The 21,756-nt window shown below is 51.5% G+C and carries 16 protein-coding genes; 11 read left to right on the top strand and 5 right to left on the bottom strand.

The features are described from left to right. Window positions 1-24 precede the first annotated feature (24 nt). Both ACQY69_RS03635 and ACQY69_RS03630 read right to left on the bottom strand, forming a co-directional pair. Window positions 25-801 (bottom strand): enoyl-CoA hydratase/isomerase family protein, encoded by a 777-nt coding sequence (locus ACQY69_RS03635; RefSeq protein WP_428258695.1) that lies wholly within the window; start codon window positions 799-801, stop codon window positions 25-27. A 61-nt stretch (window positions 802-862) separates the two neighbouring features. Next, window positions 863-2,170: a GntP family permease gene (locus tag ACQY69_RS03630; protein WP_428258693.1), complete on the bottom strand. Its 1,308-nt coding sequence runs from the start codon at window positions 2,168-2,170 to the stop codon at window positions 863-865. Between the two features lie 275 nt (window positions 2,171-2,445). Between ACQY69_RS03630 and ACQY69_RS03625 the strand changes: the two genes are divergently transcribed. From ACQY69_RS03625 to mtnN, 4 genes are all read left to right on the top strand, one after another. Beyond that, window positions 2,446-3,147, top strand: a complete 702-nt coding sequence (locus tag ACQY69_RS03625; protein ID WP_428258691.1) for an ABC transporter ATP-binding protein — start codon at window positions 2,446-2,448, stop codon at window positions 3,145-3,147. 12 nt (window positions 3,148-3,159) lie between these two features. Then, window positions 3,160-6,159: an FtsX-like permease family protein gene (locus tag ACQY69_RS03620; RefSeq protein ID WP_428258689.1), complete on the top strand. Its 3,000-nt coding sequence runs from the start codon at window positions 3,160-3,162 to the stop codon at window positions 6,157-6,159. A 53-nt stretch (window positions 6,160-6,212) separates the two neighbouring features. Then, window positions 6,213-6,953 carry an acyl-[acyl-carrier-protein] thioesterase gene (locus tag ACQY69_RS03615; RefSeq protein WP_428258688.1) on the top strand — a complete coding sequence of 247 codons (741 nt, stop codon included), beginning with the start codon at window positions 6,213-6,215 and terminating at the stop codon, window positions 6,951-6,953. Between the two features lie 126 nt (window positions 6,954-7,079). Continuing rightward, the gene (gene mtnN, locus ACQY69_RS03610; RefSeq protein ID WP_428258686.1) at window positions 7,080-7,694 is read left to right on the top strand and encodes a 5'-methylthioadenosine/S-adenosylhomocysteine nucleosidase; all 615 of its coding nucleotides are present in this window, start codon (window positions 7,080-7,082) and stop codon (window positions 7,692-7,694) included. Between the two features lie 286 nt (window positions 7,695-7,980). Here the strand turns inward: mtnN and ACQY69_RS03605 are convergent, their stop codons facing one another. Then, the gene (locus ACQY69_RS03605; protein WP_428258685.1) at window positions 7,981-8,892 is read right to left on the bottom strand and encodes an Rpn family recombination-promoting nuclease/putative transposase; all 912 of its coding nucleotides are present in this window, start codon (window positions 8,890-8,892) and stop codon (window positions 7,981-7,983) included. Window positions 8,893-9,266: 374 nt separating this feature from the next. Between ACQY69_RS03605 and ACQY69_RS03600 the strand changes: the two genes are divergently transcribed. Further along, window positions 9,267-9,584, top strand: coding sequence for an LPXTG cell wall anchor domain-containing protein (locus ACQY69_RS03600; RefSeq protein ID WP_428258683.1), 318 nt, complete (start codon window positions 9,267-9,269; stop codon window positions 9,582-9,584). A 151-nt stretch (window positions 9,585-9,735) separates the two neighbouring features. On the opposite strand, the gene gdhA is transcribed toward ACQY69_RS03600, so the two are convergent. Then, window positions 9,736-11,082, bottom strand: coding sequence for an NADP-specific glutamate dehydrogenase (gene gdhA, locus ACQY69_RS03595; RefSeq protein WP_428258682.1), 1,347 nt, complete (start codon window positions 11,080-11,082; stop codon window positions 9,736-9,738). Window positions 11,083-11,298: 216 nt separating this feature from the next. On the opposite strand from gdhA, the gene ACQY69_RS03590 reads away from it, so the two are divergent. The 6 genes from ACQY69_RS03590 (at window position 11,299) to ACQY69_RS03565 (ending at window position 21,106) form a co-directional block, all read left to right on the top strand. Further along, window positions 11,299-16,170, top strand: a complete 4,872-nt coding sequence (locus ACQY69_RS03590) for a nicotinate-nicotinamide nucleotide adenylyltransferase (protein ID WP_428258681.1) — start codon at window positions 11,299-11,301, stop codon at window positions 16,168-16,170. Continuing rightward, complete coding sequence (locus ACQY69_RS03585) at window positions 16,167-17,168, top strand: lactate dehydrogenase (protein ID WP_428258680.1); 1,002 nt, start codon at window positions 16,167-16,169, stop codon at window positions 17,166-17,168. The genes ACQY69_RS03590 and ACQY69_RS03585 overlap by 4 nt, the downstream gene beginning before the upstream one ends. A gap of 47 nt (window positions 17,169-17,215) precedes the next feature. Then, on the top strand, window positions 17,216-18,280 hold the full coding sequence (locus ACQY69_RS03580; RefSeq protein ID WP_428258679.1) for a flavodoxin family protein: 1,065 nt from the start codon (window positions 17,216-17,218) through the stop codon (window positions 18,278-18,280). Between the two features lie 70 nt (window positions 18,281-18,350). Beyond that, window positions 18,351-19,757 (top strand): magnesium transporter, encoded by a 1,407-nt coding sequence (gene mgtE / locus ACQY69_RS03575; protein ID WP_428258677.1) that lies wholly within the window; start codon window positions 18,351-18,353, stop codon window positions 19,755-19,757. Between the two features lie 25 nt (window positions 19,758-19,782). Continuing rightward, the gene (locus ACQY69_RS03570) at window positions 19,783-20,364 is read left to right on the top strand and encodes an RNA polymerase sigma factor (RefSeq protein ID WP_428258675.1); all 582 of its coding nucleotides are present in this window, start codon (window positions 19,783-19,785) and stop codon (window positions 20,362-20,364) included. Further along, the gene (locus ACQY69_RS03565; protein WP_428258674.1) at window positions 20,357-21,106 is read left to right on the top strand and encodes a hypothetical protein; all 750 of its coding nucleotides are present in this window, start codon (window positions 20,357-20,359) and stop codon (window positions 21,104-21,106) included. The genes ACQY69_RS03570 and ACQY69_RS03565 overlap by 8 nt, the downstream gene beginning before the upstream one ends. A 200-nt stretch (window positions 21,107-21,306) precedes the next feature. On the opposite strand, the gene ACQY69_RS03560 is transcribed toward ACQY69_RS03565, so the two are convergent. Then, window positions 21,307-21,735, bottom strand: a complete 429-nt coding sequence (locus ACQY69_RS03560) for a hypothetical protein (protein ID WP_428258673.1) — start codon at window positions 21,733-21,735, stop codon at window positions 21,307-21,309. Window positions 21,736-21,756 lie beyond the last annotated feature (21 nt).

Raw genomic sequence — 21,756 nt, 5'->3', positions numbered from 1 at the left:
TGCTCAATAGCTGTCTGTTAAGCTCTATCTGTTCTTGAATACGATATCTTTTTTTCCGGCCAGGAAGCCGCCCATGCCAGTCTTCTGATCTTCCGTGTCAAAAAGGGAGCTGAAGATCTCCCGCTCGAAGCGACAGCCATCCCGTATATCAGTATCGCGCGCCGCATTGATGGCTCTCTTGGCAGCTCTGACCGCCAGTTGGCCGTTCTTCTCGATAGCGCTGCATAGAGCCAGAGTTTCGTCCAGAAGCGATTCGGGAGAGGTGACGCGGTCGACGAGTCCGATGCTGAGGGCCGTCCGGGCGTCCATCCTTTCAGCTGTGAAGATCATTTCCTTGGCCCTGGATTCGCCTACGATGCGAGGAAGCCTTTGGGTGCCGCCGGCGCCGCATATGACGCCCAGACCGGTTTCCGGAAGACCCATCCTGGCCTTTTCGGAGGCGATGCGTATATCGCAGGCCATGGCCAGTTCCAGGCCGCCTCCCAGCGCGTACCCGTTTATAGCTGCGATGACGGGCAGAGCCATGGTCTCCAGCCTAAGATTGAGGTCGCAGCCAAGGACGGCCCATTTTCTTATGGTTTCTCTGTCCTTTTCATACATTTCCCCGATGTCCGCTCCGGCGATGAAAGCTCTGCCGGAACCGGTGATGATAATGGTGTATACCTGAGAGTCTGCTTCGGCTTCGTCGAGGGCCCTGTTTATCTGCCCGATAAGATCCTGACAGAGGGCATTGAGGGTTTCAGGCTTGTCGATGGTGATTACAGCCGTATGATTTTTCCTTTCCAACAGCACGTCGGACATGATATACCTCCTTTGCAATGGGCGTCGGCGGGACGGCGCCGCCATCGGTCCGATATCGTCGTCAGCCCAGTATCATACATATAGGCAGCTCCAGCAGGAAGATGGCAGCTACCGGTATCGCCAGGTTTGTCATGAAGTTGTATTTGTACGACAGCTTGTGGGTGGTATGGCATATGGCGAAGACCGAAACTATGGAGCCGTTCCACGGCAGCGAATCTATGCCTCCACAGCCGTCGGAGCAGAGCCTGTGTATGAAGCCCAGGTTATAGCCCTGGTTGGCGTATTCGAGGAAGGTGTCGCCCAGTGTTTCGTACATGAGGGATACACCGCCGGAGGCTGAGCCCAGTATGCCGGCGAAGACATTGGCTCCTACCACCGCCACTACATACGGATTGGCGTTTGAACCCAGCAGCAGATCCGTAGCGTAGGCGTAGAAGGGCGTTGCCTTGGCCACCGAACCGAATCCCACTATGACGGCTGTATTGATTATTACCGATATCGAGGATGTGGCGGCATTGTTGAACATGTTCAGCATCTCGGATCTAGGCAGGTGCTTGTAGAAAAGTATCAGAGCCACCAGTATTCCGATGAGGAGGCATATGATGATGTCCAGCTTGGTCACGTTGAATATCACCAGCACCAGAGCCAGCGGTATGATGGAAATGATACCGTTAGGAGAATCCTCTTCCTCTTCTACGCGCTTCACGCCTTCGGGCCACTGAAAATGCTCTCCGTTGAGGCGGGCTTTCTTTCCCTGATAGTTCATGTATACTATTATGCCTATAGCTGTGGCAACGGCGCATACAAGACCGGGGATGAGGCCGGCGTAGGACGGCGTTCCCAGGTACTGCATCGACACCACGTTAGGTATCTGCGGCGTGAAGGGGCCGGTCATGGCAAATGTCCACATGCCGCCGCAGACGATGCCGGGCAGCAGATAGGTAGGCAGGTCAGCGTCCTCGAACAGCTTCAGCGCTATAGGATAGACGGCGAAGATGATGACGAAGCTGTTGATGCCACCATAGCTGAGGATGGCAGCCGAGAACATACAGGCAGCCATACAGTGCTTCGCTCCCAATTTCTTTGATATTATGGAGCCGATCTTCGCAGCGGCCCCGGAATTTTGGTATAAGTTCCCGAAGATATTCCCCAGAAGGAAGATGAAGAAGTATGACAGGAAGAACCCGGTCGTTCCTATCATGTAGGTGTCAGTCACGCCGTCAAATACGGGAAGTCCGCTGGTGATGCACACGAAGACGGCTGCCAGAGGGCCGATGATTATCGGTGAAACTCTCTTGAAGATAAGAACAGCCATCCCGACAAATGTGACGAGAAGGCCAAGCCCGGAAATCAGTACTTCAGTATCCATATTATCGTCCTTTCTAAAAATCCCAGTATTGTGATTATACCATAGGCCCAGATGGGCGAACAAGGCGTGAGGGCGAAGATGTTCACAAAATATACATATTGACGGAACAGGAGCGTCAAATTCAGTTGTCATAATTATCAAATAAGAGTAAAATAGAGGAAACGACTGGGTTCGCGCGGGCCTGCGGAAGTGAGGCGAATGCGCGGCTGACGGAAAATGCTCAGACGGAACATGAAAGGAGAGAGCGGCTGGCCGGACGGCCGCAGGTTGACCATATGTCTTTTGTTAAATTTGAAAATGTCGGAAAGGTGTATAAGACCGGCGACGTCGAAGTACGGGCGCTCCACGATGTAAATTTCGAGATAGGTAAAGGAGAAATATGCGTGGTGGTGGGACAGTCGGGCGCCGGGAAGACAACGCTGCTCAATATCCTGGGAGGTATGGATACGCTGACGGAAGGTCGCGTGACATTGGACGGAAAGGATATATCTTCTCTCTCCACGAAGCAGATGGCGACGTACAGGAGGCTGGACATAGGCTTCGTCTTTCAGTTCTATAATCTGATACCTAACCTGACAGCTTTGGAGAACGTGGAGATAGCGTCCCAGCTTTCCAAAGCACCGCTGGACAGTGAAAAGGTGATAGCCGCGGTAGGACTGGCGGACAGAAAGAACAATTTTCCGGCACAGCTATCAGGCGGGGAGCAGCAGAGAGTAGCCATAGCCAGGGCGCTGGCGAAGAATCCGAAGCTGCTGCTGTGCGATGAACCGACAGGAGCGCTGGATTACGAGACAGGGAAGGCTATACTGAAGCTGCTTCAGGACGCCTGCCGGGCAGGGGGTATGACCGTGGTGATAATAACACATAATTCGGCTCTTACGGCTATGGCCGACAGAGTGGTGAGGATAAAGAACGGGACAGTGGAATCGGTAAAGCTCAACGAGACTACCGTTCCTGTGGAAGATATAGAATGGTAGAGGCTGTGTGATATGTCAGGTAATATGTATGCCAAAAACATAAGAAGGACCATATGGGGCAGTATGGGCAGATACATAGCCATACTGGCCATAATCGCGCTGGGAGTGGGATTTTTCGCCGGAGTAAAGAACACCAAAGGGTCCATGATGCTCACCTGCGACGAATATGTCAACGAGTTTGCCCTCTACGATTTCAGACTGGTGTCCACTTACGGATTCAACGACGATGACGTGGCTGCCGTAGCTGCCGAAGAGAGCGTGGCTGACGCAGAAGGGGCCATAACGGCCGATTTTTTCTCGGAGGACAGAGATGGGGATTCCATGATCATCAGAGCCCACTCCATAACAGAAAATATCAACAAGGTGGATCTGACGGCAGGAAGGATGCCCAAGGCCGATGACGAATGTGTCGTCGACGCCCACTTTTACACGAAGGACGATATCGGAAGCACGATAGTGGTGACCGATGAGAATGACGATACGACGAAGGACGCCTTGTCGTACCGTGAATATAAGATAGTGGGCATAGCCCAGTCGCCGTATTATATGATGAAGACCGAGCGGGGCACCACGTCTATCGGTGACGGCACCGTAGACGCGTTTATTTATGCTCCACAGGGGGCGTTCACTTCCGAATATTTCACAGAGCTGTTGGTGACTTCGAAGGAACAGGGATTCGTTTTCAGCGATGAGTACTATGATAATACGGCCAGGACTGAAAGAGATGTGACGGACGCAGCGGAAAAGAGCGCCGAAAGCAGATATGACGATATCGTCAGCGAAGCTCAGGAGGAGATAGAGAGTGGCCAGCAGGAGCTGGACGACGGCAGGGCGACATTGGAGCAGGAGCGTCAGTCGACTTATGCCCGGCTGGCTGACGCCAAAGCCACACTTGATGAGAGCAGCGCTCAGATAAGCAGCGGCAGGCAGCAGCTGGAGAGTCAGAAAGCTTCTCTGACTTCACAGCGAGCCCAGGTGGCAGCGGCCATAGCTCAGATAGAGGCCCAGCTTGCCGCGCTGGAGCAGCAGGGCCAGTCCGGTGATACAGGTGACTCCGGCAGCGACAGCGGAGGAGCCGGGGAAGATCAGGGCTCGGAGCTGGAAGCGCAGCTGAGGGCACAGCTGGCTCAGCTGCAGGCCAGTCTGGCGCAGATAGACAGTGGGCTGGAGGAGATATCAGCGCAGGAAAATACGTTGGCCGTATCACAGCGCCAGGTACAGCAGGGATACAGCCAATACAGAGTCGGTATGGCACAGGCTGACAGCAGCTTCGCGGAGGCCGAGACACAGCTGGAGGAGGGTGAAGCGGAGCTGGAACAGGCAAGAAGCGAGCTTTCGGATCTGGCGGAGCCTGAGATATATGTATACGACAGGGAGGACAATCTGGGGTTCGGCTCTTTTGAAAGTAACGCGGATATCGTTGACAGCATAGCTCAGGTGTTCCCGGTATTTTTCTTTCTCATAGCCGCACTGGTATGTTCAACAACTATGTCAAGGATGATAGATGAGGAAAGGCCGCAGGTAGGGGCGTTCAGCGCGCTGGGCTACACTTCCGGTAAAATAATGTTCAAGTACATGATATATTCCGGTTCGGCGGCGTTCATAGGATGTGTAGCAGGGTTCCTGGCAGGCTCAAAGTATTTCCCGTATGCCATCTGGATAGCATATGGCATGATGTTCGGCTTCGCGGATCTGGAGTATTACTTCGACTGGCAGCTGGCGGCCATCTCGCTGGTGGTATCGCTGCTGTGCTCTACGGGGACCACATATCTGGCGTGCCGCGGCATGATGAAGCATATGCCGGCTGAGATCCTGCGGCCTAAAGCGCCGAAGGCAGGAAAGCGCATATTCCTGGAAAGGATAGGTTTTTTGTGGAAACGGCTCAAGTTCCTTCATAAGGTGTCGGCGAGAAATATCTTCAGATACAAGAAGCGAATGATAATGATGATAGTAGGTATCGGAGGATGTACCTCCCTGGTCCTGGCCGGGTTTGGGATAAACGATTCGGTGGCGGGCATCGCGGAGCATCAGTATTCGCAGATAGAGAAATATCAGATGGCAGTTGCCTTCGACGGTTTCGATGATAGCAGGAAGACGTCTTTTGAGACGGAATATCAGGAGGAGCTGTCCAATGTGGCTCAGCTGCAGCAGAGCTCCGTCAATGTGAAAGGCAGCGATGATGTGACAAAATCCTGCAGTCTGATGGTGTCGGACGATAATAACATCACGAAAGCCGTCAACTTCGCCGATGATGACGGGAACCGACTGGAATACCCGGGGCGGGGAGAAGCAATGATCAACAACAAGCTGGCGGATATGATAGGCGTGAAGACGGGAGACGAGATACAGGTGACATACGATGACACGAAGACCGTCACTCTGACAGTTTCGGGGATATACAGGAATTACGTCTCCAATTATATATATATCAATGAGGAGACTTACGAGGAGGAAATGGGAAAGACCTATGAGCCTTATGTGATGTTTGTCAGCTTTGATGACGGCGTTGACGTGCATGACATGGCGGAGCGGATAAACGGCTTCGACGGAGTCATCAGCATAACGGTAAATGAAGATATGAAGGCTTATGTGGACGATATGATGGTGAGCCTCAACTACATCATAATACTGGTGATAGGCTGTGCCGGAGCGCTGGCCTTCATAGTGCTGTTCAATCTGGGCAACATCAATATAACGGAGCGTGAACGGGAGATAGCTACCATAGAGGTGCTGGGCTTCTATCCGAGAGAGATGGGCTCATACGTGTTCAGGGAAAACTTCATCCTGGTGCTGCTGGGCATCATCGCGGGCCTGCCTGCCGGATTCGCCCTCCACAGGTTCATCATGAGCAGGATAGTGGTGGACGCCGTGTCCTTCAACAATGTGGTGGAGCCTGTCAGCTACCTCTTCACAGTGCTGGTGGTGCTGGGGTTCGCCGTCATAGTAGACGTGATCCTGAGGCGCAAGCTGAGACGGATAAATATGGCAGAGGCGTTGAAATCCGTGGAATAAAGATGTTTCGTGGGGCGCACCGCTCCTGCGGCCGCAGGAGCGTGAGTGGCGGCATGAGAAATATATCAGGATATGTTTTGGGAGGAATGATGCTCAAGCTTGAGAAAAGGATACGATTCAACGAAAATGACGTTGACGAGGATGGAAATATCAGGGCTTCAAGCCTGCTCCACAGCTTTCAGGATATCGCGGCGGAGCACGCTGACATCCTGGGCGTAGGACGGGAGCACCTGATGGAAAGGGACTGGATATGGGTGCTTTCCAAGGTGAAGCTCAAAGTATACGGGGCTATAGAAGCTGATAAGGATTATGTGCTGACGACCTGTCCGAGACCGAAGAAGGGATTGATATTCCCAAGAGATTATTATCTGAGGGCCGCGATGGCCAGCGATACGGCTGTGCTCGCCGCAGGCATGAGCCAGTGGTGTATCATAAATTTCCTGACCAGGAAGCTGGAGCGAAACGACATCGATTTCCAGGGTCAGTGTATCGAGCAGGCGCCTTTCAAGGAAGGAATAGAGAAGATACGATGCTCCGCACCGCAGGATACAGGCAGTCATCTGGTGACGGAGGACGACTTGGACGTGAACCGTCACGTCAACAACTGCAGATATGCCGATATGGTGTCGGAGGTGCTGTCAGGCAGCCCGTACAGCCGGTTAATCATGAACTTTTCGAAGGAGGCCAGACTGGGAGACGAGATATTTCTGTTCAAAGAAGAGCAGGAAGGCGGCACCGCAGTGATGGGAAAGCTGGAGGACGGGAGTACGGTATTCCAGGCCTTTGTGGGATGAAGGCAAGGAAAGCAGTGAAAATTGTCAAGGAGAAACAATTATGAAAATAGGGATAGTGTGCGCCAGTGACGATGAGCTTGCCCTTTTTTATCCGTGATGGATGATCGCGGGATCACTGAGAAGGCGATGCTGAAATTCTATGAGGGACAAATCTGTGGTGTACAGGTTGTCGCTTTGTTTTCCGGAGCATGCAAGGTGAACGCTGCCATAGCGGCTCAAATACTGATCGATAGTTTTGGCGTGGATACTGTTATCAACTCAGGGACAGCGGGAGGAATGAGTCCGAAGCTGAAAATATTCGACACAGTCATATCTACGGAAGCATGCTATCACGATGTTGCACCAGATATCCTGACAGAATTCCACCCATGGATGGGATCCGTATTTTTTGAAGCGGACCGGGAGTTGATAAGAATATCCAAAATGGCTGTAAAAGAAATGGAGACGAAAGGAAAAGTCTTCTGGGGCCGGATCGTTACGGGGGAAGCCTTCATTACTGATGAAGGCCGTGAAAAGATCAACGATAGATTCGCGCCACTGGCAGTAGATATGGAGACGGCAGGTATCGCTCACGTATGCTATGTAAACAAGATCCCGTTTCTGTCGATTCGCTGCATCACTGATACGGCCGAACACAGTGGCATTGAGAATTTTGAAGAAAATTGTGTTGAAGCCTCGATGATTGCAAAGGATATTACGGTAGCTGTATTAAAAAAGTGCTGCGAATCACGTAAATCATAAAAACAGCGGCGTGAAAAAGAACGTTAAAAAAACTGAAATTTTTGATTAAATTATATTGTGAATGTAAAGTGCTCTTCTGGTCGGATAACCAAGGACTCGAATGGTGGTGGTTACCGATCCGCACTGGTGAAATACTTTTAAGGCAACATCGATTTTGTCTTGAGAATACATTTTAATTCAGCTCTTTTCGGAGCCCTTAGGGGGAACCAACTTTTTGTCCGCGCACCCCCACTCAAGATTTTAAAGCGGCTCATCCCCTATCGTTGTCACTATTTTTCACAGTGCCCTATAGCGTATCGACCTCGGAAACTTCCAACCCTGTCAGCTCCGCGATTTCTTCCGGGCTTATACCCCGAGCCTTCATCCTTGCGGCAATCTCTTTGGATCTTTCGATTTGGCCTTCTTGCCGTCCGATTTTGCGCCCTTTCTTTTCTCCGACCCGAAGGCCTTTCCTTTCGCCTTCCTTCAATCCGGCTTGTCTGCCTTTCTTTTCACCCTCAGCCAGTCCTTCTTCATATCCGTCCTGTCTGTCCAAAAGCTTTTCTTCCCATGCGTTCATGAATTTCACCCCGATCTCTTCACTGGCCTTGATATCGGAAATCTTTTCATGGAGCCTTGATATCCTCTCACTTCTCGCTCTCTCTGCCGTCTCGTCGGTGGAGTGCTCGAAGTATTTCAGCAGGTCGATCAGCTCGTCGCTTACTCCCTCAGGATCGGTTCCCCTCGTGTTGAGGAATATCCTTGTCGCCCCGTCTTCAAGCCGGAGGTCCGGTACCTCCTGACATTTCATGTTGAAGGTGTATCTGTACAGTCCCTTGTCAAACAGGTCGAAGGGCATTATCATGATCACGTACACATCGTTGAGAGGTTTGTAGCTGGTCGTCCCCGGAGGCAACAGATTGCTGTCTATCAGACTGTTGTAGAGCCTGCTCCTCTTTGGCAGGTCTTTGGTGTTCCGCTTCTGGACTTCGGTATCGTAGATGACATCATCTATGTCCTTGGCCCAGACATCCAGCTTTACCTGCTTGCTCCACAGGAAGCTCCGCTGCTCCTTCTCCGCTTGAGGCAGATGTTTTAATATAATTTCTCTGCCCAGGATGATTTCCAAAATCAATTCCATCGTTTCAGGATCCTCGATGGCCTCCGCAAACAGGAATCTGTCCAGCAGGTCGAGGTCCTTTAATTCCTTCTTTTCCAATTCCCATTTCCCCTTTCATTATATACTGGTACCTTTGCTGCTGCAATATGGAATATATTACCATGACAATAACACACCGGCGATAATATGTCAATAATTTACATGGAAAAATATAGAAAAATATCGTTGGTAAAGCGGCAGGTGTTCCAGGCACCATCTTTTTAAGGGAAGGTCACTTGTATACGCTTCTTTGATTATTTTCTCCCACTCATCTGATGCTCGCCATACCCCGATCAGGTATAATGCCTTCGACTATTGTGCAACTCTTTGTAATGAGAGAAAACAGAAAATGATGCAACAGCCATGCAGGTGGAACGGCTACCTGTACAGAGCGGGCTGTTTGTGCTGTCTGCGGTGAAAGATATGGAGATCTGATGGCCCATGAGCTGACTCTTACGGAAAGAGTGGAAGCCACCAGCACCACAGCCGGTAAGGAAGCATACTATACATGCGAAAACTGTGGGAGATATTTTGAGGATGCGGCAGGAACCGTGGAGATTGCCAACCTTGATGAATACGGAGTTATCCCGGCAACAGGGGTAACGGTCGGCGGCAAACAGGCAGCTGATACGAACGCTGCACAGACAGGTGACGACAGCAATATCAGTCTTTGGATCGTCGTCATGCTGGCTGCGGGCGCAGCCCTTACCGGCACGGTCCTTTACGGCAGAAAGAAAAGCTTCGGCAAGTGATCCGTAATAATGCGTCATGTGGAATGAGCAACCGAGTAATAGAAAGAGGCTGGCCTCATCGTAAACTTTCGATGAGGCCAGCCTCTTGATGTATAACGCGTTGCGCCCGGCGAGCGCACGCTTATTGATCTATTGATCCAAATGCCCGTTTTTATACGAGACCCTGGTTCATCATAGCGTCAGCAACCTTCAGGAAGCCAGCGATGTTAGCTCCGGCAACCAGGTCATACTTTCCATAGTATTCCTGAGAAGCATCGGCGCAAGCCTTATGTATACCAACCATGATGCCGTGGAGCTGCTCGTAAACCTGCTCAGCAGTGAATACAGTCTTTCCGGCGTTCTGGCCCATCTCGATGCAGGAGCATGCTACGCCGCCTGCGTTAGCAGCCTTGGAAGGTCCAACGATGATTCCGCCTTCCTGCATGATCTTGATGGCTTCGTTAGTTGAAGACATGTTGGATCCTTCGCAAACGAACTTAACGCCTCTGTCTACGAAGCTCTGAGCGTCTTCAGGCTGGATCTCGTTCTGAGTAGCGCAAGGGATGTAGAGGTCAGCTTCAACTTCCCAAGGCTTCTTGCCAGCAACGAACTTAGCGTTAGGGAATTTTTCAGCGTAAGGAGCGCAGACGTTCTTTCCGGAAGCTCTGAGTTCGAGGAGAGTTGCGATCTTTTCTTCAGTGTTGATGCCGTCAGGATCGTAGATGTATCCGTCAGGTCCGGAAATAGTAACCAGCTTGGCGCCTAACTCTGTCAGCTTAGTGGCAGTACCCCATGATACGTTTCCGAATCCGGAGATAGCAACTGTCTTTCCTTTGATATCTTCGCCGTTGGCCTTGAGCATTTCTTCTGCAAACCATACGATACCGAAGCCTGTAGCTTCAGTTCTTCCGAGGAGTCCACCGTAAGTGAGGCCTTTTCCTGTGAGAACGCCTTCAAACTTGTTGACGATTCTCTTGTACTGTCCGAACAGATATCCGATCTCTCTGCCGCCTACACCGATATCTCCGGCAGGAACGTCTGTTGAAGGACCAATGTGTCTGTAAAGTTCTGTCATGAATGCCTGGCAGAATCTCATAACCTCAGCGTCAGACTTGCCGTTAGGATCGAAGTCCGAACCACCCTTACCACCGCCGATAGGCAGGCCTGTCAGGCTGTTCTTGAAGATCTGTTCGAATCCGAGGAACTTGATGATTCCAGGGTATACGTTCGGAGCAAATCTCAGACCGCCTTTGTAAGGTCCGATAGCGCTGTTAAATTCGTATCTGTAGCCCTTGTTAACCTGTACTTTACCAGCATCGTCAACCCAAACTACTCTGAAAGTGATTCCTCTCTCAGGCTCAGTCAGTCTTTCGAGAAGAGCAGCTTCTTCGTATTCTGGATGCTTGTCGATAACAGGCTTCAGTGAAGTAAGTACTTCTTCTACTGTCTGGTGAAATTCCACTTCGCCAGGATTCTTCTGCTTACAAAGCTCAATACATCTTTCAACATAATTTGACATTTTCATTTCTCCTCTTTAAAAAAATTTGCAAAGTTGGTAATGCCTTATTACCTTAAATATATCACTTTGTTAAATTGCAGTCAATGGATTTTCAACGGATTCGCTGAAAATTGAAATTTTCTGATAATGAAAAATCGGGGGAAGTTGGTTTGTTGAATCACCGGCAGCATGATATAATTGATACATAAGCTGCAGTCGCAAAACGGAGGGAATGGTTTGATCCGAGATTTTATAAAAGAGACACAACGAAGGCTTACGGACAAAGGCTTTCTGATGAAGTTGGGAGAGACGAAAAAAGGGATGACGGGGCTGCTGAACGATTTTCGGTGGAAGGAGAGGATCTCCGGGCTGGCTGAGAAAGGTGATTTTTCGGCAGGAAGTCTGGTGGAATCGCTGAAACCGCTGATGGAACGGTGGGCGGAGGAACCGGAAGAAGGCTGGCTGGAGTTCATATGCAACGAGGTAAAATCGGCCATGTATCCGGAGAACTTTACCTCCAGATCCACGGAAGGCCGCGGGAAGGCCCGGTTTTTCTTCATGGAAAACTACAGAGCCATGCTGAAATACGAGAGGAAGACCGGCGGGACATCGCCTGTATCTCACATAGACTTTCTACCGGCCAGGGAGGTGAAGGAGTGCATCACCTTTAAGGAGTACGAGAAGCTCCGTGCCTTCTGGAAACAGGAGTATATCTTTGAATTCATGAGGATAAACAGGGAGATCACTCCTTTCAATACCATAGGACATATCGCCGGGGTACATTACGTGGCGGTTTTCATAGGGAACCAGCTGAGAGGGACAGATGTGCCGATAGATATGGCGCTGTTGTCGGGGGCTGCCGCAGGCCATGACCTGGGAAAGTTCGGATGCAGCCCGGCTGAGGCTGCAAGGACACCGTACCTGCACTATTATTACACTGATGAGCTCCTCAAGAGAAAAGGGATGCCGATGATATCCCATATAGCCAGCAACCATTCCACCTGGGATCTGGAGCTGGAGAATCTGTCGGTGGAGTCTCTGATCCTTATCTACGCTGATTTCAGGGTCAAGAGCAGTCGGGAAGAAGGCGAGGAGATAGTCCACTTCTATACGCTGGAAGAGGCTTTCGATGTGATACTGGGCAAGCTGGACAATGTGGATATGGCCAAACGCCACAGATACGAGAAAGTCTACGCCAAACTGAAGGATTTCGAGGATTATCTGGTAGATATCGGAGTCCAGACCGACGTGTGGAAGGCGCCGTCTGAGGACGTGGGGCTGAAGGACAACGACGTAGCGCTGATGATGGGCGATCAGGTGGTGGAACACATAAAGTATACGGCCATAGAGCACAATATCCAGATAATGAATATATTCAACAATGAAAACGCCTTCGGAAGCCTGATAGAGGCCGCCAGGAGCGAAAAGCAGTGGAAGAGCCAGCGGGCCTATCTCAATATCCTGTCGGAATACTCCACATATATGACGAAGCCGGAGAAGCTGCTGACGGTGAATTTTCTTTATGAGCTCTTATCCCACAGGGAAGGCGACATAAGGCGGCAGGCAGGAAGGCTGATGGGCAACGTGATATCCGGATATGATGACGTGTACAGGAAGGAGATCCCCGAGGGAGCGGTGAAGGACGATATCAACAGAGATGAGGCGGCGGAGCTGTGGGATACTTATCTCCACAAGATCGTGTTCCCGGATTATCGGGTGACGGATCAGCACCGGAGCTGGATCGGCTATACTCTCAAGGTGGTGATATTCGGACTTCTTGAAAAGGCTGACAGGCGGATGAGCAGGATGTTCATGGAGCGGTATTTCAGGCTTTTCGGGTTCAGCAAGGTGAAAGACAGCGCGGTGTTCGTGCTGCTGGACTCAGTCATAAGCGTCCCGATGGAAATGTTCTCCGATGAGGACATGGTCTCGGTGCTGGATTTCGTCAAAAGAGTATCGATCAGAGAACAGGTGGAGATAAAGATAGGAGCTCTCAGAGCCGCGGAGTATATCTCAGGGAAGACAGGCTGCGGTCATGTGAAGAAAGCGGTGCTGGCGGTGATAGACAATGTCGGTCAGCTGGCTGACAGCATAAGCGTCGCCCACCTGATAAGCAAGACGCTGAAAAATATCGGAGAGGACGAAGCCGCAGAGGAATTTCGCGGGAAAATAGAGAAGCTTCAGAGGATGGGCACTCTCAGCGATGAGATATCCGGTATATTCAGGGAAAACCTCAAGGTGGGGACCCCGTGGGTAGTGAAGATAGTCAACATGGAATTCCTGCTGGAATACACTCTCAAGGGACGGCTGAAAGAGCAGACTTTCTATCTGGCCACCCACTTTTCCAACCTGATAAAGGTCAGCGAAAGAGTGACGGTGAGGCACCAGGCAGGCAGGAGCCTGATAGAGATAGCCAGGGCCCTGCCTATAGAGCAGATAAACGAGCTGGTTATAGAATTAACAAAGGGACTGGAAATCGGAGAATATCAGTTCTCAAAGTACATCCCCGAATATCTGGGAGAGCTGGTCCTGTACCTGTATCCTACTGAGCTGGACGAGTTCATCGACAATCTGGGAGAGCTGATGGAAAGCAGCAACGACAAGGTGGGCTCGGTGGCTCTGGACACAGTGGGGGAGGTCATAAGGAAATATTCCTCATACAAATACAGGAGCAGTGAGGCAAGATCTGATTACGAGGACAGGAAGACAAGGATGCTGGGGATGCTGCTGAAAGGACTGGCCAACTACCACGAGGTGGTGAGCCAGGAGGCTATCATGGTGACAGGCCAGTATATCTTCGGTTCGGAAGAGCTTTCCATGGAGGAGAAGTACGACGCTTTCAGACAGATATACAAGAAGCTGCTGACGCTCATAGCTGATATCGATGAATACGACATGAATTTCTTTACTAACGCGGCGGCACTCAATCACATATACAGGTTCATCTCGGAGTACAAGTTCAACTTCGGGAAGATGGAGCTTCCGGAAAACAGCCACGTGGCCTTTTTCCCGGGGACCTTCGACCCCTTCTCTCTGAGCCATAAGGGCATCGTACAGGCAATAAGGAACGAAGGATTCGAGGTGTATCTGGCCATAGATGAATTCTCCTGGTCCAAGAAGACGCAGGCAAGGATGATAAGGAGACAGATCATTTCCATGTCGGTAGCGGACGAGCCGGATGTATTCCTGTTTGCCGATGATTTTCCTGTAAACATAGCCAATCCCAAGGATCTGAAGCGACTCAAGGAGCTGTTCCCGGGCAAGGAGATATATATGGTGGCGGGCAGCGATGTGATAATAAACGCGTCGTCCTATAAGGCTGAGCCGGAGGAAGATTCCATACATTCCATGAATCACATCGTGTTCCAGCGGGAGACTCTTGAGGGAAAAGGCGAGGACAGGATAGCGCTGAAGAACATCTACAGAAAGATGAGCGGCAATATCAGGGAGCTGAAGCTGCCGGTATACCTGGAGGATATAAGCTCCACCAGGATAAGGGAAAACATAGATTACGGCAGGGACATCTCCAATCTGATAGATCCGGTAGTGCAGAATTTCATCTACGACAACAGCCTGTACCTGAGGGAGCCTCAGTATAAGAATGTTTTCGAGGCGAAGAACATATCTTTTGATCCCCTCAAGGCGCGGGAGGGCTCCATCATCGACGACATGGAAGGAGCCATAGCTGCGGCGGGAGGCGATACGGAGCGGATAAGAGAATATATCGGCGGACCGGAGGTGCGTACGGCCGTCATAAGGAACGAGTTCAGAAAGGTCTGCGCCATAGCGGCTGTCAACGAGATAGAGACGGGAGAGCTGTATGATGAGTTCAAGGATCTGGATATCGCGTCGTATCTGAGGGAGAAGGCCACAGGACGCATGCTGATAATAAGGGGGATATACTGCGCGCCTCACACAGACATGAGAAATCTGCTGCAGATAATAACGACGGAGGTCATCGCCGAGGCTGTGGCCGATGATATAACCTATGGCATATATCACCCGCTGGAGGGAAAGGCAGATGCCGATGTGCTGGACGTGCTGGAGCGTCAGGGATTCACAGAGATCTCCATAAAGGGAAAGAAGCAGGGTGTATACGAAGTAAACATGAAGGAGCCTATCGTCGTCATAGAGAACATGGATACGGCGCTAAAGGAGCCATTCAATACGAATCACAGGATATTGGACGTGCTGGAGGAGACTCATGCGGACATGCAGCGGGCGCTGACGAAGCTGAACCCGGGCAATCTGGTGCTCTCCTTCAATGCGGGGATAATGCATCAGAAGATCGTCGACATGGTGACCAAGGCCAATCACGTACCTAATTACACGGGGCTGAAGCGAAAGCTGGGCGAGTGTATGTGCGTGCCTTTTGGCAAGATACTGAGGGGGATGGTGGTGCCCAACACGGTGACAAAGACCCTCCATACGGAAAAGATGTTCACCCCGACGCTGGACGATTTCACGATCGAAGAATATCCGATGTACGCGACGATACCGAATCAGATAAGGACCATAAAGTCATTCGGAAGGCCGGTGATACTGGTGGATGACCTGCTCCACAAGGGCTACAGGATACAGGCGCTGGATCCTATTTTCAAGGAAAACGACGTTGTCATAAGGAAAATGATAACGGGCGTGTTGTCAGGCCACGGGGAGGATCTGATGACTATACAGGGGCGGGATGTAGAGAGCGCCTATTTCATCCCCAACCTGAAGGCATGGTTCGTGGAATCGACCCTTTGTCCGTTCATAGGAGGAGATGGGGTGAGGAGCATGGAACAGACGGAAGCCAGTCTGATACCTTCCATCAACCTGATATTGCCTTTTGCCGCGCCGTCATTCCTCAAGGATTGCAGCCGGGAGTCTGTGTATGGGCTGTCGATGGTGTGCCTGAGGAACGCGGCTAAGATATTCCAGGTACTGGAGGAGGAATATCAGGTGCTGTTCGAGAGGAAGCTGACCATAAAGCGTCTTTCGGATGCGGTGAAGTCGCCGAGGATGCCTAACGGCTCCAACAGAGTCAGCGTCGATTCCAATCTGGCGCCGTCGGTATATATGGAAGATTATATTGAACGATTGATAAGACTGAAGGATTCACTGATATGAGATATATAAGCGAACTGATAGACGAGAAGAAAGCCGTTGAGAAGAGGGAGGGCAGCGTGGTGCTGCCGGGAAGAGACAGGATACGGAAGGAAAACAGGGTCAATCTGATAGCCCTGGGAGACGTGGGGGGCACAGTACTGATGGGCCTCAGGCTCCTGGGGGGAGACGTCATAAGCAGTATCGGCATATGTGATCTGAACGAAAACGTCGTGAAGCGGTATGAGATGGAAATAAATCAGATATGCTTTCCCGACGGCAGGTCGCTGCCTGAGGTGACGGCGCTGGAGCCGGGCAGCGAAAGTCTGTACGACTGTGACATGCTGGTGTTTTGTGCCACGAAAGGAGTACCGCCGGTGGCGCCGGCGGCATCGGCGACGGCGGCGGGCGGAGCAGGTCACATGGACGTCAGGATGATCCAGCTTGAAGCCAACGGAGAGCTGGTGTCCATGTATGCGTCCGAAGCGGTGAAGCGGGGATTTAGCGGTATATTCGCCGTGGTGTCGGATCCGGTGGACCCGCTGTGTGCCATAGCGCTGAAGGCCGGGCTGGAGCCGGAACAGATACAGGGCTACGGCCTTGGCGTCATGAATGGCAGAGCCTCTTATCATGCCCGCCGCCATGAGCGGTTCGCCAGGTATCTTTCGGAGGGAAGGGCCTTCGGGCCCCATGGCGAGGACCTGGTGATAGCCGACAGTGTGACGGACTATGACGATGAGATATCCAGGGAGCTGACGGAGCTGACGGTCAGAGCCAACATGGAGGTGAGGGCGGGAGGCTTCAAACCATATATCGCTCCGGCTCTTTCGTCGGGAGCCATATCTCTGGTGGAGACCCTTGGAGGCGGCTGGAACTACTCGTCAGTGTATCTGGGCGGAGCATTCCTGGGCTGCCGCAACAGAAGGTGCCGGGACGGCATAGAGATGGAGGATCTGCCGCTGGATGACAGGCTCTTCCGGCGTATAGAGAGAGCATATGAGAATCTGAAGAAACTGGTGTAAAGAGCCGGACAAGGGGGAAGGCCGGCTGTCAGAGGGGAGGATAGGTCATGAAAGATATGATACTGATAAACCCTTATTGCCCTGAGGAGAGTAAGAAGGAGAGGCTGGAGAAGATAATCCGCCACAGCGTAGGCGAGCACTCCTTTGAGATGCTCACTACAGCTGAAGAGGTGGAAAAGGCAGACCTGAGGAACAGGCGGATACTGTTTACCGTGTCCCTGGGACAGTCGGGGATAAATCTGAGCTGGTACGCCATAATGAAATACCTGAGGCTCAACAGGGATGCTCTGGAAGGTTCGGTGGGAGGTGTGATACTGGACGGGAACAGCGAGATTTTCACAAAATCCACGGGCAGGAGCCTGGTATTCACCGCCAACAGAGCAGGATGTACATTCCCGGGAAGACCGCTGGTGGAAGGGACCAGGACGCTGAAGAACTACAACATCCAGGCCAGGAACCTCAATACGGACAACATGGGAGCATATATGGCGGCGGGAAGACAGCTGGTGGAGAACATCTTAGGATATTCACAAAAACATGTGGAGCATCCTGACATACTGGTGCTCCACGCGGGAAATGGCGCTACCTCCAACAGTCTGGCGCTGTGGCACATGATAAAGGAACATCTTCCTGAGTGCCGCGTCAACGAGATCTCGCTGCGAAACGGTCAGGTTATGGACTGCAGGGGATGCTCCTATGAGACGTGCCGCCACTTTGGAGAGGAGGGAAGCTGCTTCTATGGAGGAACCATAACGGAGAAAGTCTATCCTGCCATACTGGAGTGCGACGCCCTCGTCATGGTATGTCCCAATTACAATGACGCTCTGGGTGGGAACCTGACGGCCTTCGTCAACAGGATGACAGCCTTGTTCACCATCAACAGGTTTTATGACAAGAGCCTCTTCGGTGTCATCGTATCGGGATACAGCGGAGGAGATATCGTGGCAGAGCAGCTGATAAGCGGACTTAACATGAATAAAACCTTTGCTTTGCCCGGTAAATTTGCTATACTGGAAACGGCCAATGACCCGGGGTCTATCGCGGCCTCGGAAGGTATAGAGGAAAGGGCGGCTGCCTTTGCCGCCAACATGAGAGAGAAACTGATGGTCTGACTGCCGGCGGAGCGTCCGAAGGCGATCAGAGCATGGATATAAACGGATAGAAGCGGGAAGGAGGGATATCATGGCTGATATATCGATGGACAACGATGCTAAGAACCAGCAGTTCGATGAAGACGTGGAAAAGATAGTCGAGCTGCTGGATGAGAAATCCTACTTCAAGGCCAGAGATGCCATATTGAAATACAACGCGGTGGATATCAGCGAGATACTGGAAGAAGTGCTGGAGGAGCTGGGAGTCGAGAAAACCATAATAATATTCAGGATGCTGCCGAAGGACGTATCGGTGGAGGTCTTTTCACATCTTCCCTCCGACGACCAGGTGGCCATCGTCCATGGCATAACCGACAGGGAAATAACCTACATCATAGACGAGCTGGACTTCGACGATAAGATAGACGTGCTGGAAGAGCTGCCGGCAAACATCGTGGATAAGATACTGGAGAGCACGCCGAAGGAAGAGCGGAAGCTGATAAACACCTTTCTCAACTATCCCGACACCTGCGCAGGAAGCCTGATGACTCCCGACTACATCAGTCTTCAGGAGACCATGACGGTGGCTGAGGCGCTGGCTCACATAAAGAGCGAGGGCATGGACAGTGAGACCGTCTATACTTGCTATGTCAAGCGGGGCGGCAGGAAGCTGGAGGGTATCGTATCCCTTCGTTCCCTTGTGATAGCCGATGATGATACGAAGATCTGTGACCTGATGAACACCGACTATGTGTATGTCAACGTCTACGATGACCAGGAGGAGGTAGCGGAGAGCTTCAAGAAATACGGCTTTCTCGCCATTCCTGTAGTTGATAATGAACACCGGCTGGTGGGGATCATCACTGTAGATGATATCCTGCCGGTAATCGAGGAAGAGGCCAGTGAGGACATGGAGAGGATGGCCGGTGTAATAGACGATTCCGATACCGAGTATCTGGATCAGGGTGTGTTCCGTCATGTCGGTAACAGACTGCCGTGGCTGATATTCATGAATATCTCAGCCATGATAACCGGAGCTATCCTCGTCAGGTTCGAAGCTGTGCTGGCGCAGGTCATCGTGCTGGTATCCTATCTGCCGCTGCTTATGAGTACCGGCGGTAACAGCGGGTCTCAGGCTTCGACGCTGATAATCCGTGGTATGGCTACTGATGAGATAGACTTGAAAGACGTACTCAAGGTCACGTGGAAAGAATTCAGGGTCAGCATAATACTGGGAGTTTCCCTTAGCCTGATAAACATGGCCAAGGTGCTGATAATAGACAGGGAGAGCATGGCCATAGCGTTGACGGTGGCTATTTCCATGGTGATAATAGTCATATTCGCCAAACTGCTGGGAAGCCTCTTGCCCATGGCAGCCAAAAAGCTGGGGATCGACCCGGCGTTGATGGCCAACCCTATGATATCGTCGCTGACAGACATGTTTTCCACTGTCGTATATATGCTGATAGCGGCCATGTTCCTGGGGATAGCTTTGTAAACGAAGTGTATGAGAGGAAGTACCATTGCAGTATCGGAAAAAGAACGGCAGACTGGGCTTCTATCTGCGGAATATAGCGGATAGGAAGACAGATGTGTACAGAATAATACTGGATTCCACGGGAAACCATCATGCGGCGGAGGAGCTGACTCAGGAGGTGATGGAGAAATCCTGGCGGTCGCTGGATTCGCTGCGGGACAGGGATAAATGCTGGCAGTGGATAAAGGGTATCATCAGAAACGAAATCAAGGGATATTTCAGAGGCAAAGGATTGGAGCAACGGTACCTTGCTTCGGCTGAATGGGCTGATGAATATGCCGCAGGGGAAGGGGAGCCTGCGGAGAGCATAGCCCGGGCGGAGGAGGATGTGCTGGAAATACTGGTGCGACAGGATGAAAAGCGGATTCTGGTAAAGGCAGTATCGCTGCTGGATGAGCGGGAACAGCAGATCATAAGGCTTCATCTCGTAGGGGAACTGACATTGAAGGAGGTCTCGGAAATTATCTGTACAGGCTACGACTGCACGCGGGCGATATATTCCAGGAGCCTGAAGAAGCTGAAGAGGATATACCTGGAGTTGGAGGAAGGAGGGGAAGCCGGTGAGTGACAGAAAAAAGCAGTGGGAAAGCGATGTACATCGCCGGCTGGCGGAGCATATGCAGGAGGCCTTCAAAGAGGCGGCTCATCACGACTGTAACGATGTGGATGTGGATTTTTCCTTCCTGACGGAAGAGACGAAGGGCGAAAGGAGACCCCGCAGATTCGTCAGGGTGGCAGCAGTCGCCGCCGGTCTGGTCATCGTACTGCTGGGGGCCAATCTTTTCATATTGGTCAATGACGAAGCCGATTCCTACGGGGACAAGGGGATACTTCACAGGATACAGCAGGGGATATACGGCATCTTCACCGATGAAGAGGAGGTGGCCGAAAACGACGTGAAGGAGACTCTCTCCATATCGGAAGAGGCAGATCTGGATGTGGCTCTGGAATTCCTGCCGGAGCTGTACCTTCCGGGATATGTGCCTGCCGGATACTCCTTCGAGAGCCTCACCATAGACGAGTACTTTTCGGGCAGCTTTTTCGTCGAATACGTGCTGACAGGCGGTGAGGATCGGGAGATAACCATCGGCCTGGAATATGCGGAAGGCGATGTGGAATACGCATCGCCGGGAGACGGACGGTTTATCGAGAGGGAGGACAGGAAGATATACGTTGCGGAAGACCAGGTCTTCGGCGAGGTGGACGTGACGGTATATCTGGAGGATTGCCTCATAACCATATCCAACGCCGGAGATGAGGAGACGGGCATACTGATGGCCGACGGGATGAAAAAGCGGAGCGAAAGCTGAGGGCTGCTCTTTTCGGGCTGTCCGGGTTGCTCTTTTGATATTATTTTTGATTTTTTCAATTTTGACAAAATCCAATATTGAACCGCCTGTTGAGGGCGGTTTTGTATTTTTTGGAATATATCAGCTCCGCCGGTCATGCTGAGGATGACCGGCGAAAAAACTGATGTCTGAAAGGCAGCATTGGCCGGAATGCGCCTGCCTTACAGTGATTTGTAATAAGTGTTGGAGCGAGTGATGCCTTCTCTCGTATACTTGATGATCACCTTTATCCTGTAGCTGGCGGAAGAGGAGACCGTAAAGGTATGAGAGTGTTCTATGTACGTCTTCTTCACGGTCCTCGTACTTTTTGTGACGGTGGAATAGGAGCTGCCCGATTTCTTCTGCAGATAGATGGTCGACGTGATGGACGATGCCTTGCTCCTGGAAGCGGCGGCGAAGGCCCTGGCCTTTGTGGAAGATGTTTTCTTAAAGGAAAGTGTGCAGGTGGTGGACAGCGGCTGTATGGACGGAGTCTCATCCGACGCGGCCTGCGGAAGAGTCTCTTTGGCGATGGTCTCCGCAGCAAAGGATGTGCAGCTCAGCGACAGGAGCGATGCGAGTACAATAGCGATAATAATGATTCTTTTCATGGTAAAAACCTCCTTTACTAT

This window comes from Gallibacter sp. Marseille-QA0791 (genome assembly GCF_965119705.1).
Lineage (GTDB): Bacteria > Bacillota > Clostridia > Peptostreptococcales > Anaerovoracaceae > Lentihominibacter > Lentihominibacter excrementipullorum.
Note: the sequence above shows the minus strand (reverse complement) of the source record. Positions and strands in the feature narration are given on the sequence as shown.

Coding starts and splice junctions, on each gene's coding strand:
- ACQY69_RS03635 (WP_428258695.1), bottom strand. CDS start 801: ATGTCCGACGTGCTGTTGGAAAGGAAAAATCATACGGCTGTAATCACC.
- ACQY69_RS03630 (WP_428258693.1), bottom strand. CDS start 2,170: ATGGATACTGAAGTACTGATTTCCGGGCTTGGCCTTCTCGTCACATTT.
- ACQY69_RS03625 (WP_428258691.1), top strand. CDS start 2,446: ATGTCTTTTGTTAAATTTGAAAATGTCGGAAAGGTGTATAAGACCGGC.
- ACQY69_RS03620 (WP_428258689.1), top strand. CDS start 3,160: ATGTCAGGTAATATGTATGCCAAAAACATAAGAAGGACCATATGGGGC.
- ACQY69_RS03615 (WP_428258688.1), top strand. CDS start 6,213: ATGAGAAATATATCAGGATATGTTTTGGGAGGAATGATGCTCAAGCTT.
- mtnN (WP_428258686.1), top strand. CDS start 7,080: ATGCTGAAATTCTATGAGGGACAAATCTGTGGTGTACAGGTTGTCGCT.
- ACQY69_RS03600 (WP_428258683.1), top strand. CDS start 9,267: ATGGCCCATGAGCTGACTCTTACGGAAAGAGTGGAAGCCACCAGCACC.
- gdhA (WP_428258682.1), bottom strand. CDS start 11,082: ATGTCAAATTATGTTGAAAGATGTATTGAGCTTTGTAAGCAGAAGAAT.
- ACQY69_RS03585 (WP_428258680.1), top strand. CDS start 16,167: ATGAGATATATAAGCGAACTGATAGACGAGAAGAAAGCCGTTGAGAAG.
- ACQY69_RS03580 (WP_428258679.1), top strand. CDS start 17,216: ATGAAAGATATGATACTGATAAACCCTTATTGCCCTGAGGAGAGTAAG.
- mgtE (WP_428258677.1), top strand. CDS start 18,351: ATGGCTGATATATCGATGGACAACGATGCTAAGAACCAGCAGTTCGAT.
- ACQY69_RS03560 (WP_428258673.1), bottom strand. CDS start 21,735: ATGAAAAGAATCATTATTATCGCTATTGTACTCGCATCGCTCCTGTCG.